The following is a 13687-nucleotide window of genomic DNA, read 5'->3' as shown; positions in this document are numbered from 1 at the left end:
GGGCCGGGGCGCTGTCGCCCCGGCCCGGTTTCGCCTCAGCCTTCCCGCATCATCCGTTCACGCCGGGCCAGTTCGGCCGCGGTCGGCTCGGCCAGGGCGAAGGATCCGGTGGTGACCGGTCCGCCGCGCCGGTAGGTGCTCATGACCACGCCGGTGGTCGATACCTTGCTCTCGACCAGCTTCAGCCCGGCCGGAATGGCGCCTTGGCCGAACAGGCGCTTGCCGGAGCCCAGCACCACCGGGAAGACCAGCAGATTGAACTCGTCGATCAGGTCGTGCGTCAGCAGGGTCTGGATCAGCCCGCTGCTGCCCTGGATCAGCAGGGTCGGCCCGTCCTGCTGCTTCAGCCGGGCGACATCCGCCGCCGCGTCGTGCACGGCGATGGAGTTCTGCCAGGCCAGCGGCGCGGTCGACGAGGTGGCGACGTATTTGGTCGCCGCGTTGAAGACCTTGCCGACCGGGTCGTCGACCAGCTGGGGCCAATGGGCGGCGAAGATCTCGTAGGTCTTGCGGCCGAGCAGCAGGTCGAAGGGCGCGCCGAAGGTCTTGGCCATCGCCTGGCCCATCACGTCGTCCCAGTAGTGGAACGTCCAGCCGCCGAAGCGGAAGCCGCCGGTCGGGTCCTCCTCCGGCCCGCCCGGGGCCTGCATCACGCCGTCCAGGGACACGAAGGTGGCGGCAACGACATTTCTCATCTGGCTCTCCTGTCGATGGCGGCGCTGGGCCGCTGAAGATATCCCAAGGACGAACGCGTCATGTGGGATCCGACAGTCCGGGCGATTTTTTCGCGACCCGGTCGGAATGTGACTGCGCCGGTTGGCCCTGGTGATCCTTCGCCCTATCCTGGCGGCATGGCCGATCCCGAATCCCTCGGCGAGCATCAGGGCCTGCCGGTCCTGTACTTCGCCGATGCCGCTGCCTGGGGCGTCTGGCTCGCGGCAAATCACAGCACCGGCCGTGGTGCCTGGCTCGCCATCGCCAAAGTGGCAACCGGCGAATCCTCTGTGTCTTACGACGATGCGCTCGACCTTGCCTTGTGCCATGGCTGGATCGACGGGCAGAAACAGGGGCGTGGCGACGGGGTCTGGCTGCAGAAATTCAGCCCGCGCGGCCCCCGCAGCGTGTGGTCGCTGCGCAACCGGGAGAAGGCGGAGACGCTGGTCGCCGCCGGGCGGATGGTGCCTGCCGGGCTGGATGCGGTCGAGGCGGCGAAACGGGACGGACGGTGGGGGCGCGCCTATGGGCTGGGTCGTCACCGCGGCGTGCCGAAGGACCTGCAGGCGGCGCTGGACGGCGAACCCGCGGCGGCCGCCTTTTTCGCCGCGCTCGATTCGCGCAACCGCTACGCTGTGCTGTATCGCGTGCAGACCGCGAAGAAGGCCGAAACCCGGGCCCGGCGGATCGCCGATTTCGTCGCCATGCTGGCGCGGGGGGAGACCATCCATCCGGCTTGAACCACCCCATCCCATGCGGCTGCGCACCCGGCATGTTCGATCGGCAGTTGGAACTATCGATGGTTGAGCATATCTAGTGCATCCGCGCGGGCGGCGTTCGCCTTCCCGCCGGTGAATCGGGGATATATGCAACGAGACGACGGAACGATGAGCGGTTACAGGGAAAAGGGATTCGGTGACCGGCTGAGCAGCGCTCAGAATGCGAAGAAGGCCGCGCTGGAACAGTTCCGCGCCAAGGTCGCGCCGGACAATCCGGAGTTGGCCCGGCAGCGGGCGGAACGTGCGGCCCTCGTCGCCGCCCGCGAGGCCCGCGAGGCCGAGCGCAAGGCAGCGAAGGAGGCCGAGGCCGCCCGCCTGAAGGCCGAGGCCGAACTCCGCGCCGCCGAGGAGGCCCGGATGGCCGCCGAAGCCGCCGAGTTGAAGGCTGCGGCCGAGCGCGAAGAGGCGGACCGGCTGGTGGCGCTGGAGGCCGAGCAGAAGGCCGCCCGCGACGCCCGCTACGCCGCCCGCAAGGCCCGCAAGCGCTGATTCTGGGGCGCGGTGGATCGAACCAGGCGCCTGGGTCTCGGGCGCCTGGTCATTTCGATCCACCACCCCGATGATTGCGGGAGCCGGCGGATGTCGAAGACCACCCGCGCCACCCAGGCGCTGCAGCAGGCGGGCATCCGTTTTGCTGTCGCGACTTATGACTACGATCCGGGCGCCGACCGCATCGGGCTGCAGGCGGCCGAGGCGATGGGCGTGCCGCCCAGGATCGTGCTGAAGACGCTGATGGCCGAGGCCGACGGCAAGCCGGTCTGCGTCGTGGTGCCGTCGGACCATGAGGTCGGCATGAAGAAGCTGGCCGCCGCCTTCGGCGCCAAATCGGCGCAGATGATGCGGCCGGCCGACGCCGAGCGCTTGACCGGCTATCATGTCGGCGGCATCAGCCCGCTGGGCCAGAAGCGGGCGGTGCCGACCGCGATCGAGGAATCGGCGATGGCCGAGGCCGAGATCTTCGTCAATGGCGGCCAGCGCGGGCTGCAGATCCGCCTCAGCCCGCAGGACCTGCAATCGGCGCTCAAGGCCAAGGTCGCGGCGCTGATCGCGTGACTGTGGGATCGAGAACTCTCCCTTTTCCCTGAATGTCATTCCCGCGAAAGCGGGAATCTCCCTCCGGTCGGGCGCGACGAGATCCCCGCTTTCGCGGGGATGACGACATGGGAATTGTGAAGCGTCCCGGCCACGCGGGGTGGTTTGATCGGCTCGACAGGCCGCGCAGGGGAACAGGGTGCAGTCTTTCGACGTGGTGGTGATCGGGGCCGGGGCGGCCGGGATGATGTGCGCAGCCGAGGCCGGCAAGCGCGGCCGCCGGGTGCTGATCCTCGATCATGCCGCGGCGCCGGGCGAGAAGATCCGCATCTCCGGCGGTGGCCGCTGCAACTTCACCAACCTGCACGCGGCGCCGGCGAACTTCGTCTCGGCCAACCCGCATTTCTGCATCTCGGCGCTGCGCCGTTACACCCAGCGCGACTTCATCGCCCTGGTCGAGCGCCACGGTATCGCCTTCCACGAGAAGACGCTGGGTCAGCTGTTCTGCGACGGCCCGTCGCGGCAGATCATCGACCTGCTGCTGGCCGAAATGGCCCAGGTGGGAGTCGAACTGTGCCTGCCCACCAAGGTCGAGGCGGTCGAACGCAACGCCGACGGCTTCGCCCTGAGATTGGCGGGCGCGGCACCGGATTCCGGCCCGGTGCAGTGCCGGTCCCTGGTGGTCGCCACCGGCGGCCGGTCGATCCCGAAGATGGGCGCCACCGGCTTCGGCTACGACCTCGCTGCCCGCTTCGGCCTCGCGGTGACCGAGACCCGGCCGGCCCTGGTGCCGCTGACCTTCGACCCGGCGACGCTGGAGCGGCTGAAGCCCCTGGCCGGCATCGCCGTCGACGCCGTGGTCGGCTGCGGCAAGGCACGATTCGCCGAGGCGATGCTGTTTACCCATCGCGGCCTCAGCGGCCCCTCGATCCTGCAGATCTCCTCCTATTGGCGCGAGGGCCGGGAGATCGAGGTGGCGATGCTTCCCGGCACCGACGTCTTCGCCCTGCTGCGCGCGGCCAAGGCCGAGAACGGCCGCCGGGCGCTGCACACCGTGCTCGGTACGGTGCTGCCGAAGCGGCTGGCCCAGGCGGTCGCCGCGGCCGAGGGCGCCGAGGGCAACCTCGCCGACCTCTCCGACAAGGCACTGCGCCGGGTCGATGCCGCGGTGAATGGCTGGCGGGTGCTGCCCGCCGGCTCCGAAGGCTATCGCACCGCCGAGGTGACCCTGGGCGGCGTCGACACCGCCGGCCTCGATTCGCGGACCATGGAGGCGAAGGCGGTGCCGGGCCTTTATTTCATCGGCGAGGTGGTCGACGTCACCGGCTGGCTCGGCGGCTACAACTTCCAATGGGCCTGGTCGTCGGGATGGTGCGCGGGTCAGGCCGCTTAGGGCTTAGGGCCGCCTATCTCTGATTCCACTTCCGGATGACGGGTTCGGTGAGGTCGTGCTCATAGCCGAGGACGCTCAGGCTGGCGGTGTCCAGCACGAAGCGCGACCCGTCCTCCGGCGGCAGGCCGAGCCAGCGCGCGGCCAGGACCCGCAGGAAATGGGCGCTCGAGAAGATCAGCACATTGCCGGCGACCTGGCGGGCGGCTGCGACGATGACATCGGCCCTGGCGCCGGCAGCGGCGGAGGTCTCGCCCTGGGGGTAGCCGTCGCGGAACATCTGCCATCCCGGGCGCTGGGTAAGGATCTGCTCGGTGGTCAGGCCCTCATAGGCGCCGTAATCCCACTCTGCCAGCTCGGGCTTGACCACGCCGGCCGCGCCGTAGCCGGCCAGCGCGCAGGTGCTCTTCGCCCGCTGCGACGGGCTGGTCCAGACCGCGGCGAAGGACAGGCCGTGCAGGCGGTCGGCGACCCGGCGCGCGGCCTCCTCGCCGGCGGCCGTCAGCGGGATGTCGGTCCGGCCGGTATGCCTCCCGGTCGCGCTCCATTCGGTCTCGCCATGCCGGATGAGGGTGATTTCGGGAAATGCGCTGCTCATCGGCTCGTCTTTCGATCGGGCGCGGCGTTCCCCGCGAACGCCCGCTGCTGGAGGACACCAAGGCTATCCGCAATGCCCGCCGCGCGTCACCTGTCTCGCGCCGTCACGAACCGGCCAGTCGGCGCCCGCGAGCCCTTACAGCGCCAGCACTCGCCGGGCGGCGGCGCAGTCGCGGTCGATCTGGGCGATCAGCGTCTCGAGCGAGTCGAACTTCTCCTCGCCGCGCAGCCATTCCACCAGCTGCACCCGCAAATGGCGGTGGTAGAGGTCGCCGCTGAAATCGAACAGATAGGCTTCCAGCAGCGGCGCCTGCGTCCGCCACATCGGCCGGATGCCGAGGCTGGCGACGCCGTCGTGCCAGACCGGCGGCCCCTCCCCATCCACCGCGCAGCGCACTGCATAGATGCCGTAGGACGGGCGCAGGAACTCACCGAGTTCGACATTGGCGGTGGGGTAGCCGAGCTCGCGGCCGCGCTTGTCGCCATGCTCGACCCGGCCCTCGATCTCCCAGGGCCGGCCCAGGATCTCGGCCGCGCCGCGGGTGTCGCCGGCGGCCAGCATCTCGCGCGCCCGGCTGGCGGAGAGCAGCCCGCCGGTCTCGTCCGAGGCCTGGGTGACGATGGTGACGCCGAAGCCACGGCGGCGGCCGAAGGCGGTCAGCGTCTCCGGCGTGCCGGCGCGGCGGTGGCCGAAGCAGAAATCATAGCCGACCACGACATGGCGGGCGCCAAGCGCCCCGACCAGCACGGTCTCGATGAAGTCCTCGGCCGAGCGCGCGGCGAAGGCCTGGTCGAAATGCAGCACGACATGCAGGTCGACGCCCAGCGCCTCCAAGAGCCGCGCCTTGATCCGGAACGGGGTCAGGCGGAAGGGCGGATCGTCCGGCCGGAACAGGCTGCGCGGATGCGGTTCGAAGCTGAGCACGCAGACCGGCACGCCCAGCCGGCGGGCCTCGGCCTGCGCCGCCTCGACCACGGTCTGGTGCCCGCGATGCACGCCGTCGAAATTGCCGATGGCGACCACGGCGCCGCGCGCCGCAGCCGGCAGGTTCTCGTAGTGGCGGAAGATCTGCATGGGCCTCGTCCCGGCCCGGCCGGTCGCGCCGGGCATCGCAGGATATAGCGGGGACGGACGCGTCGAACCAGGGGGCAGGCCCCCGGGGATCAAGCCTCGGCGCGCGAAGGCACCAGGATCACCGCCTCGCCGTCGATCACCAGCGTGTCGCCGACGGTGCAGCGGGTCTGCAGCACGGCGCGGTTCCGCTCCGGCACCAGCTCGGTCACGGTGACCCGGGCGGTGACCGTGTCGCCCGGCCGCACCGGCGCCTTGAACTGGAGGTTCTGCGAGATGTAGATCGAGCCGGGCCCGGGCAGCCGGGTGCCAATCACCGCGGAGATGAAGCCGGCGCTGAGCAGACCATGCGAGATCCGACCCTTGAAGCGGGTGGTCTCGGCATAGACCTGGTTGAGATGCACCGGGTTGGTGTCGCCCGACACGCCGGAGAACAGCAGGATGTCGGCCTCGGTCACCGTCTTGGCGAAGCTCGCCGACATGCCGACGGCGAGGTCCTCGATGCAGTAGCCCTGGGTGTCGTCGCGATAGGTCTTCACGTTGTCCATGACCGGCCTCCGGCCTCGTCAGCCGCGGAATCGCGCCGCGCGCGGTCGTTCTCGCACCGCAACAATCTGGGGATGCCGCCGGTTTTCGCAACCGGCGGGCGCAGCACTTCTGCAATGCAACATGGCCGGACCGCCGCCTCGCACCCTAGGATCGTGCCCTCGGGTGGCGGCCGGCTGGCGCCAGCGACGCCGTCGGCGCCAGCCGGCGCTGCACCAGGTAGATCGGCCCGGCCGGCATGTTGTCGGTGACCACCAGATGCAGCGTCACCGATCCGCCGGGCGGGATGGTGCCATCCTGGAACACGATGCCGTCATGCGGTTCGTCGACGACCCGGCCCGAGGCGAAGCCTTCGGCCCAGATCGACCGCGTCACCTGGGGCCCCTGGGCGAAGGACAGGCCGTCATCATAGGTGCTGCCCTCGCCGCGGTGCCGCTCCAGCTCGACCGGAAAGTCGCGCCAGACCTGGTTGGTGCCGTTGCGCACGATCTTGGTCAGGGCGAAGCCGGTCAGATGCGCCGTGTCGATGCGGTTGCCGAACGCCGCCGTCAGCCCTTCGATGGTCAGCGCCGCCTCGCCGTTGCCGGTGATCCGCTCGACCACCACGAACGGATCGTCGAGCCGCCCGGTGCCGGTCGCGGATTCGAGCACGAAGCCGCCCTCGGCGTCGCTGAACACCAACCCCGCGGCCGAGACCTCGCCCGCCCGGGCGGTCGTGGCCGGGAGCGAGAGGCATAGGACGGCGCCGAAAGCCAACCCGGCACATCTCCGGAACCTGGGAAAGGCCTGACTCATCCGTCCGCGCGCCGGGTGCGGGCGACACGGCGCGGCGGCGACAGTGACGCGGTCGGCTGGATCCGGCGCTGCACGACGTAGAAGCGCGCCGCCGGCGTGTTGTCGGTGACGATGATGCGCAAGGTCACCGTCTCGCCCGGCGCCACCATGCCGTCATGGAACAGCACGACGTCGCGCGGCTCGTCGAACATCTGGGCGGCGGCGAAACGGTCGGACCGGATGCTGCGGATCGCCGCCGGCGCCTGGGCGAAGGACAGGCCGTCGCCATAGGGGCTCTGGTCGCCGCGGCGCTCCTGCAGCTCCACCGGGAAATCGCGCCAAGCCTCGGTGGTGGCGTTGCGCACCACCTTGACCAGGGCGAAGCCGGCGAGATGCGCGGTGCCGACGCGGTTGCCGAAGGCCGGCGTGAGGCCGCTGACGCTGAGCGCCGCCTCGCCCTTGCCGGTGATCCGCTCGACCACCACGAACGGGTCGTCGAGCTGGCCGGTCCCGGTCGCGGATTCGAGCACGAAGCCACCTTCGGCGTCGCTGAAGGTGATCCCAGCAACCGTCACCTCTGCCCCGTGGGCGGCCACCCCCCATGCCAGCAGGACGATGACGGGGGCGCATGACGCCAAGCGCCTCATGGAGGTCAGTGTGGCGTGCGCCTGCGTCGCGGTAAAGCCGGGATCGACGGGTGACTGCCCGTCGCAATTATGCGCCGCTTGGGTTTCTATAAACGTTTAGGCATATTGAATGAAACAGAGGCGGCGCGGATTCTGGCGCAGGCCGTCCTGCCCGACCATCGGACCCGGCCTCCATGACGACCGACCTGACCGAAGCCGCGATCGCCATCCTGCGGGCCAACGACCGGGGCGACCACACCGTCCCGACCTCCTCCGGCCTGTATCCGGCGCAGTGGAACTGGGATTCCTGCCTGGTCGCGCTGGGCTTCGCCGAATTCGACCCGGACCGGGCCTGGACCGAGATCGAGACCCTGTTCGACGGGCAATGGCCCGACGGCATGGTCCCGCACATCCTGTTCCACGGTGACGATTCCAGCTACTTCCCGAACGCCGCGATCTGGCAGGCGGGGCCGGGACAGCGGTCCTCGGGCATCACCCAGCCGCCGGTCGCCGCGACCATCATCCGCCATCTGTTCGAGCGCTTCGGAGTGCAGCGGTCGCGCCCGCATATCCGGCTGCTGGCGCCGAAGCTGCTGGCCTGGCATCGCTGGTTCTACACGGCGCGGGACCCGGACGGCACCGGCCTGGTGGCGATCCTGCACCCCTGGGAGAGCGGGATGGACAACAGCCCGGTCTGGGACGCGGCGCTGGCGGCGGTCGAGCCCGGCCCGTCGGTCGCCCATCTGCGCCGGGACACCGCCTTCGCCGACGCCGCGGTGCGGCCGACCGCCGCCGAATACGACCGCTACATCAACCTCGTGCTGGCCTTCCGGGCCGAAGGCTATCGCGCCGACCGGCTGTACGGCATGGCACCGTTCCGGGTCGCCGATGTCGGCTTCAACGCCATGCTGCAGCGCGCCAACCGCGACCTGCGCTTCCTGCTCGACATGATCGACGACACTGCCGGCGTGGCCGAGGTCGACCGGATGATCTCGAACACCCGCGCGGCGCTGGAGGCGCGCTGGGACCAGGCCGAGGGCTTCTACCTCTCGGTCGATACCCGCACTGGCCAGGCCATCCGCCAGCCCGGGATCGGCGGGCTGCTGCCGCTGTACGCCGACCCGATGACGGCGTCGCGCCACCCGGCGCTGATCACGCGGCTGGAGCGCTGGCTGGACCAGGTCGAGATCGCCGTGCCGAGCTTCGAGCCCGGGCGGCCGGAGTTCGAACCCCGGCGCTACTGGCGCGGGCCGATCTGGCTGGTGGTCAATTGGATGCTGATCGACGGGCTGAAGCGCAACGGCCGCCCGGACCTGGCGCGCCGCATCCGCCGCGACAGCCTGGCGGTTGTGGCCAGAAGCGGCTTCCGCGAGTATTTCGACCCGACGACCGGCGAAGGGCTGGGTGGCACCGACTTCTCCTGGACCGCGGCGATGGTGCTGCTGCTGGCCGGCCTCAAGGACTGACCACCACGACGGGACGGGCGCATGGCGGAACGCAAGCGGGTGGGCATCGTCGACCTCGCCCGGTCGCTTGGACTATCGACCTACACCGTCTCCCGCGCCCTCAACGGCCATGGCGACGTCGCCGCGGCGACCCGCGAACGGGTGGTGGCGGCGGCGCGGACGATCGGCTACACGCCGAACGCGCTCGGCCGGACCCTGCGCCGCGGCCGCACCGACGCCGTCGGCTTCCTGCTGACGCCGTCGCCGGCCGGCTTGGTCGACAGCTATTTCCTGCCGTTGCTGACAGGCCTCGACGCCGTGCTGTCGCCGGCGGGCTACGCCCTGCTGGTCGCCGGAGCCGCGCCCGACGAGCAGGAGATCGAGACGCTGCACCGACTGGTCGAGGGTCGTCGGGTCGACGCCGTGATCCTCACCCGGGTCCGCGTCGACGATCCGCGCGCCGCCTATCTGCGCCGGCAGGGTTTCCCCTTCACCATGCTCGGCCGTGACGGCGACCGGCCGGGGACGCCCTTCATCGACGCCGATCACCGCACCAGCGGCCGGATCGCCACGGCCTGGCTGATCAGCCGGGGCCATCGCCGCATCGCCGTAATCAACACCCCGGCGCAGGTCAACGGCAGCCGCCAGCGCCTGCTCGGCTGGCAGGAGATGCTGGCCGAGTCCGGCCTGGCCACCGACCCAGCCTGGCACCGCTGCGGCGATTACACCGCTGAGAGCGGCTGCCGGGAAACCAGGGCCCTGCTGGCGCTGTCGCCGCGGCCGACGGCGATCCTGTGCGGCAATGACGAGATGGCATTCGGCGCCGTCGGGGCGGTGCGCACCGCCGGGCTGTCGGTCGGCAGCGACATCTCGATCATCGGCTGCGACGACATCCCGATCGCGGCGCTGACCAACCCGCCCCTGACCACCTTCCGCACCTCGCTGCGCCCGTTCGGCGAAACCCTGGCCCAGCAGGTGTTGGCGCTGCTGCGTGGCGAGACACCGGCGTCGCAGCTGGGGGTGCCGGAAATGGTCGAGCGTGGCTCGGCAGGGCCGGCGCCGGCCGAGCCAGGCTAGCCCAGGTCGCCGCGCCGGGTGATGCCGGACAGCGGCCCGAGCGCCTGCAGCAGTGCCGCGATGCTGCGGCCATCGACCGGATGGCGCCAGTCCGCCGCGATGTCGGCGGCCGGCGCCAGCACGAAGGCACGCTCCGCCATCCGGGGGTGCGGCACCACCAGCTCCGGCCGGTCGACGGTGCGGTCGCCGTAGAGCAGCAGGTCGATGTCGATCAGCCGTGGCCCGTTGCGGCGGCCGGGGATGCGGCCGATCTCCGCCTCCGCCTGCTTCAACAGCGGCAGCAGGTCCTCGGGAGCCAGGAGAGTGCGGGCCACGACGCACATGTTGAGGAAGGGCGCCTGGTCGGTGACGTACATCGGCGCCGTCTCGTACACCGCCGAGACGGCATCGATGGTGGCGATGTCGCGCAGCCGGCCGATCGCCCGGCGCAGATTGGCCTCGCGGTCGCCGAGATTGGTGCCGAGTGAGAACAGGACGGGAACCGGCGCATGTTCCAGGGCCATGATCGATCGAATCCTGCCTGTCGCCGCGAATCGGCCGATGGGTGTCGCGGGCTCACCGGCAGGGCGCCGGCGGGTTATGGCCTCGTGACCGGGAAAAGTCGAGCCGGGGAGCGTCGTGATGGTGTATCCCGGACCCTGACGCCTGGACAGGACCTGTGATGGCGGGCCATGCGGCTGCAGCGCCGGGCCGGGAGACTGTGATGACCGACGACACCGAAGACAGCCTGTGGCGCTGGCCGCTCGGCACCTTCCGTGACGCCCTGGCCAGCGATTCGCCGACCCCGGGTGGCGGCTCGGCGGCGATGGTGACGGCGACGCTCGGCCTCGGCCTCGTGGTGATGGCGCTGCGCATCACCGCCAACAAGGCCGCGGACCGCGTGTTCCTGGATACCCTGATCCTCTCGGGCGAACGGCTGATGGCCGAGCTGTCGGCCCATGCCGAGGCCGACATCGCGGTGTTCGACGCCTATATGGCGGCGCTGAAGCTGCCCAAGGCGACCGAAGATGAGAAGGTGGCGCGACGGGCGGTGCTGCAGGAGGCGACTGTCGCCGCCACCGAGATCCCGCTGAACGCGGCGCAAACCGTGCTGGAGGCGATCGACCTCGCCGGCCAGGCCGCCACCCTGGCGACGACCCAGATCGTCAGCGACGTCGGCGCGGGCACCGCGACGCTGCGCGGCGCGATCGAGGCCGTGCTCTATGCCGTCGACGTCAATCTGCGCGGCCTCGACGATGCACGCAATCGTGCCGACTACGCCGGCAGCCGCGACCGGTTGCTGGCGACGGCGGAGCAGCGCGCGGGCGGCATCGCCCGGCTGGTCCGCGATCGCCTGCGCTGAGACTCGGCCACATCCGAATCTCCGTCGGCCTCAGAGGCCGCTGAAGTGGTGTGGCGGACCGTCTCCGGACCGGGGTGGCCTCGAGCGAAGGTATAGTTACAGATTGTCAATCCACTACGCTGTTTTCATTGATGAATCCCACGATTCTTTGATTTTCGGCCAAATCCGATCCGGTGTCACAACAACGTCGCATTTACCAAGCCATTTGCTTTCGGCGCTTTTCCGTTTCCAAAATCCAAACAATCGGTTAACCCGATCGCGAATGGCCGTGCCGGGGTGGTGGTGCATCGCTGCAACACTGCGCGAAATTCGCAACAGCATGGTCCATTTCAATTGCGGTCTACGCCCGACCATCGTACATCCAAAGGGAGCGGTCTGGTCGCAGCCCTTGAAGGAAGCGGGGGACGAGACCTCGGTTGAACCGTGATCAGCGAGGTATTGGATATGAAGAAGAACTTGATGTACGCCGCAGTCGGCGCGGCCGCCCTGCTCGTTGCAGCCCCTGCGATGGCGCAGCAGTACCAGGCGACCGGTCTGTATGTCGGTGCCGGCGCTGGTGTGAATTTCCGCCAGGAAGACAGTGTCGACGTCCGCAACGGTTCCAGCAGCGGCTTTACCGGCGCGACCGAAGGCAAGTCCAAGTACAATGTCGGCCCGGCCGGCGACATCTACCTCGGTTACGACTGGGGTTCGATCCGCGCGGACGCTGAAGTCAGCCTGCGCAACAACGACATCGACAAGGGGACGTTCAACAACGGCGTCACCTTCAAGAACGGCAACGTTCGCACCATCGGCATCATGGCGAACGCCTACTACGACTTCGATTTCGGCTCGCCGTTCGTGCCGTACATCGGTGGTGGCGTCGGTGTCGCCCTGATCAATGCCGAGCTGAAGCGCGGCAACGGCGGCACCCACTTCAACGACTTCAACACCCAGTTTGCCTATCAGGGCATCGCCGGTGTGTCGTACAACTTCTCGCCGAACCTGGCCGCCAACCTTGAATACCGCTACCTCGGCAACACCTCGCCGAAGTTCAAGGACGCCGGCGACAGCCTGAAGTACGACAGCAGCAACAACCACACGGTGCTGGTCGGCCTGCGCTACACCTTCGCGCCGGCTCCGGTCGTCGAGGAGGTCGTGACCACCCAGGCTCGCAGCTACCTGGTGTTCTTCGACTTCGACAGCTCGCGTCTGACCCCGGAAGCCAAGCAGATCGTGGCCTCGGCCGCGGCTGACGCGCTCCAGGGCAAGACGACGCAGATCGGCGTCACCGGCCACACCGACCGGTCCGGTTCGGACCGCTACAACCAGGCCCTGTCGGTGCGTCGCGCCGAGTCGGTCCGCCGCGAGCTGGTCTCGGACGGCGTCGCCGACAGCCTGATCGTCACCCGCGGCGTCGGCGAAGCCGATCCGCTGGTCCCGACGGCGGATGGTGTCCGCGAGCCGCAGAACCGGCGCGTCGAGATCGTCCTGCAGTAATCTACGGCTACCAAAGATCCCATCGGGAGATCGGGGCGTCCTTCGGGGCGCCCCTTTCTTCGTCTGGGGTCTGGAAATGCTTCGTCTTCATTCCCGCGAAAGCGGGACTCTCTCGCCGCGATCGACGTGAAGAGATCCCCTGACTTCACAAACGAAGTGCAACACCCTTTGAAGGGGGTGTTGCGATGGGACGAAGCTACCGACAGTTCAGCCTCGAGGACCGGTGTGAGCTTGCCCGCCTTTACGCCGCCGGAGCCTCGCTCCGGCAAATCGCTGCAGCTCTGGATCGCGCGCCATCGAGCGTGTCTCGGGAGCTGAAGCGCAACAGCGGCGCCGCCGGAGACTACAAACCAGCCTATGCCGGCCAACAAGCCGGCGCCCGACGCTGGCACGGCAGCCGCCTGGTGCGCGACGCCGCCCTCCGGCAGACCGTGCTCGACCGGCTGGGCCGCGGCTGGTCGCCGCAACAGGTCGCCGGCCGACTGGCCCGGGACCAGGGCCGCCCCGTGATCAGCCATGAGACGATCTATCGCTTCATCGCCGCCCAGATCGCCCGCACCAAGGATTACCGCTGGCGCCTCTTGCTACCGCGCGGCAAGAGCAAACGCGGCTGGCGCGGACGCAAAGGCGGCTCCCCCGCCCAGACCATCCCACAGCGCGTGCCCATCCAGCAGCGCCCTGCCACCGCCGAAGATCGCCGCACCCCCGGACATTGGGAAGCCGATCTGATGCTGTTCTCCATCTACGGCCAGGCCGTGCTCGCCCTGCACGAACGCACCTCCCGCCTGCTCGCCATCATCCGACAGCCCAGCAA

Annotated in this window: 16 protein-coding genes; 9 read left to right on the top strand and 7 right to left on the bottom strand. The window is 69.4% G+C overall.

The window, feature by feature from the left end; translation table 11 throughout:
- Positions 1-35 precede the first annotated feature (35 nt).
- Entirely contained in the window at positions 36-695 is a 660-nt protein-coding gene (locus E9232_RS00080; RefSeq protein ID WP_309791319.1) for a dihydrofolate reductase family protein, read from the bottom strand.
- A gap of 156 nt (positions 696-851) precedes the next feature.
- Between E9232_RS00080 and E9232_RS00075 the strand changes: the two genes are divergently transcribed.
- From E9232_RS00075 to E9232_RS00060, 4 genes are all read left to right on the top strand, one after another.
- Complete coding sequence (locus E9232_RS00075) at positions 852-1454, top strand: YdeI/OmpD-associated family protein (protein WP_309791318.1); 603 nt, start codon at positions 852-854, stop codon at positions 1452-1454.
- Positions 1455-1580: 126 nt separating this feature from the next.
- Positions 1581-1982, top strand: coding sequence for a DUF6481 family protein (locus tag E9232_RS00070; protein WP_309791317.1), 402 nt, complete (start codon positions 1581-1583; stop codon positions 1980-1982).
- 90 nt (positions 1983-2072) lie between these two features.
- On the top strand, positions 2073-2546 hold the full coding sequence (gene ybaK / locus E9232_RS00065; protein ID WP_309791315.1) for a Cys-tRNA(Pro) deacylase: 474 nt from the start codon (positions 2073-2075) through the stop codon (positions 2544-2546).
- A gap of 178 nt (positions 2547-2724) precedes the next feature.
- A complete protein-coding gene (locus tag E9232_RS00060; RefSeq protein WP_309791314.1) occupies positions 2725-3918 on the top strand; it encodes a BaiN/RdsA family NAD(P)/FAD-dependent oxidoreductase in 1194 nt (397 codons plus the stop codon).
- Between the two features lie 13 nt (positions 3919-3931).
- Here E9232_RS00060 and E9232_RS00055 read toward each other — a convergent pair whose 3' ends face one another.
- The 5 genes from E9232_RS00055 to E9232_RS00035 form a co-directional block, all read right to left on the bottom strand.
- Positions 3932-4513 (bottom strand): histidine phosphatase family protein, encoded by a 582-nt coding sequence (locus E9232_RS00055; protein ID WP_309791313.1) that lies wholly within the window; start codon positions 4511-4513, stop codon positions 3932-3934.
- A 135-nt stretch (positions 4514-4648) separates the two neighbouring features.
- Positions 4649-5587 (bottom strand): bifunctional riboflavin kinase/FAD synthetase, encoded by a 939-nt coding sequence (locus tag E9232_RS00050; protein ID WP_309791312.1) that lies wholly within the window; start codon positions 5585-5587, stop codon positions 4649-4651.
- An 89-nt stretch (positions 5588-5676) separates the two neighbouring features.
- Positions 5677-6132 carry a MaoC family dehydratase gene (locus tag E9232_RS00045; protein WP_309791311.1) on the bottom strand — a complete coding sequence of 152 codons (456 nt, stop codon included), beginning with the start codon at positions 6130-6132 and terminating at the stop codon, positions 5677-5679.
- A gap of 145 nt (positions 6133-6277) precedes the next feature.
- Entirely contained in the window at positions 6278-6886 is a 609-nt protein-coding gene (locus E9232_RS00040; RefSeq protein WP_309791310.1) for a hypothetical protein, read from the bottom strand.
- A 35-nt stretch (positions 6887-6921) separates the two neighbouring features.
- Complete coding sequence (locus E9232_RS00035) at positions 6922-7479, bottom strand: hypothetical protein (RefSeq protein ID WP_309791309.1); 558 nt, start codon at positions 7477-7479, stop codon at positions 6922-6924.
- 245 nt (positions 7480-7724) lie between these two features.
- On the opposite strand from E9232_RS00035, the gene E9232_RS00030 reads away from it, so the two are divergent.
- Entirely contained in the window at positions 7725-8996 is a 1272-nt protein-coding gene (locus tag E9232_RS00030; protein WP_309791308.1) for an amylo-alpha-1,6-glucosidase, read from the top strand.
- Positions 8997-9017: 21 nt separating this feature from the next.
- Positions 9018-10052, top strand: coding sequence for a LacI family DNA-binding transcriptional regulator (locus E9232_RS00025; RefSeq protein ID WP_309791307.1), 1035 nt, complete (start codon positions 9018-9020; stop codon positions 10050-10052).
- Here E9232_RS00025 and folK read toward each other — a convergent pair.
- Positions 10049-10555 carry a 2-amino-4-hydroxy-6-hydroxymethyldihydropteridine diphosphokinase gene (gene folK / locus E9232_RS00020; RefSeq protein ID WP_309791306.1) on the bottom strand — a complete coding sequence of 169 codons (507 nt, stop codon included), beginning with the start codon at positions 10553-10555 and terminating at the stop codon, positions 10049-10051. The two genes, E9232_RS00025 and folK, sit on opposite strands and share 4 nt — an antisense overlap.
- Positions 10556-10755: 200 nt before the next feature.
- Here folK and E9232_RS00015 point away from each other — a divergent pair, with 200 nt between their 5' ends.
- The 3 genes from E9232_RS00015 to E9232_RS00005 all read left to right on the top strand — a co-directional run.
- Entirely contained in the window at positions 10756-11394 is a 639-nt protein-coding gene (locus tag E9232_RS00015) for a cyclodeaminase/cyclohydrolase family protein (protein WP_309791304.1), read from the top strand.
- A gap of 444 nt (positions 11395-11838) precedes the next feature.
- Entirely contained in the window at positions 11839-12873 is a 1035-nt protein-coding gene (locus tag E9232_RS00010; protein WP_309791303.1) for an OmpA family protein, read from the top strand.
- Between the two features lie 185 nt (positions 12874-13058).
- Positions 13059-13687, top strand: a 629-nt coding sequence (locus E9232_RS00005) for an IS30 family transposase (RefSeq protein WP_309791302.1), incomplete at its 3' end; no start/stop codon positions are given.

This window comes from Inquilinus ginsengisoli (assembly GCF_031453975.1).
GTDB classification, from domain to species: Bacteria; Pseudomonadota; Alphaproteobacteria; order DSM-16000; family Inquilinaceae; genus Inquilinus; species Inquilinus ginsengisoli_A.
This window is presented reverse-complemented; position numbering and strand designations above follow the sequence as displayed.

Excerpts from the sequence above, each read along its gene's own strand:
- E9232_RS00080 (WP_309791319.1), bottom strand. The coding sequence starts at position 695 with ATGAGAAATGTCGTTGCCGCCACCTTCGTGTCCCTGGACGGCGTGATG.
- E9232_RS00075 (WP_309791318.1), top strand. The coding sequence starts at position 852 with ATGGCCGATCCCGAATCCCTCGGCGAGCATCAGGGCCTGCCGGTCCTG.
- E9232_RS00070 (WP_309791317.1), top strand. The coding sequence starts at position 1,581 with ATGCAACGAGACGACGGAACGATGAGCGGTTACAGGGAAAAGGGATTC.
- ybaK (WP_309791315.1), top strand. The coding sequence starts at position 2,073 with ATGTCGAAGACCACCCGCGCCACCCAGGCGCTGCAGCAGGCGGGCATC.
- E9232_RS00055 (WP_309791313.1), bottom strand. The coding sequence starts at position 4,513 with ATGAGCAGCGCATTTCCCGAAATCACCCTCATCCGGCATGGCGAGACC.
- E9232_RS00050 (WP_309791312.1), bottom strand. The coding sequence starts at position 5,587 with ATGCAGATCTTCCGCCACTACGAGAACCTGCCGGCTGCGGCGCGCGGC.
- E9232_RS00045 (WP_309791311.1), bottom strand. The coding sequence starts at position 6,132 with ATGGACAACGTGAAGACCTATCGCGACGACACCCAGGGCTACTGCATC.
- E9232_RS00030 (WP_309791308.1), top strand. The coding sequence starts at position 7,725 with ATGACGACCGACCTGACCGAAGCCGCGATCGCCATCCTGCGGGCCAAC.
- E9232_RS00025 (WP_309791307.1), top strand. The coding sequence starts at position 9,018 with ATGGCGGAACGCAAGCGGGTGGGCATCGTCGACCTCGCCCGGTCGCTT.
- folK (WP_309791306.1), bottom strand. The coding sequence starts at position 10,555 with ATGGCCCTGGAACATGCGCCGGTTCCCGTCCTGTTCTCACTCGGCACC.
- E9232_RS00015 (WP_309791304.1), top strand. The coding sequence starts at position 10,756 with ATGACCGACGACACCGAAGACAGCCTGTGGCGCTGGCCGCTCGGCACC.
- E9232_RS00010 (WP_309791303.1), top strand. The coding sequence starts at position 11,839 with ATGAAGAAGAACTTGATGTACGCCGCAGTCGGCGCGGCCGCCCTGCTC.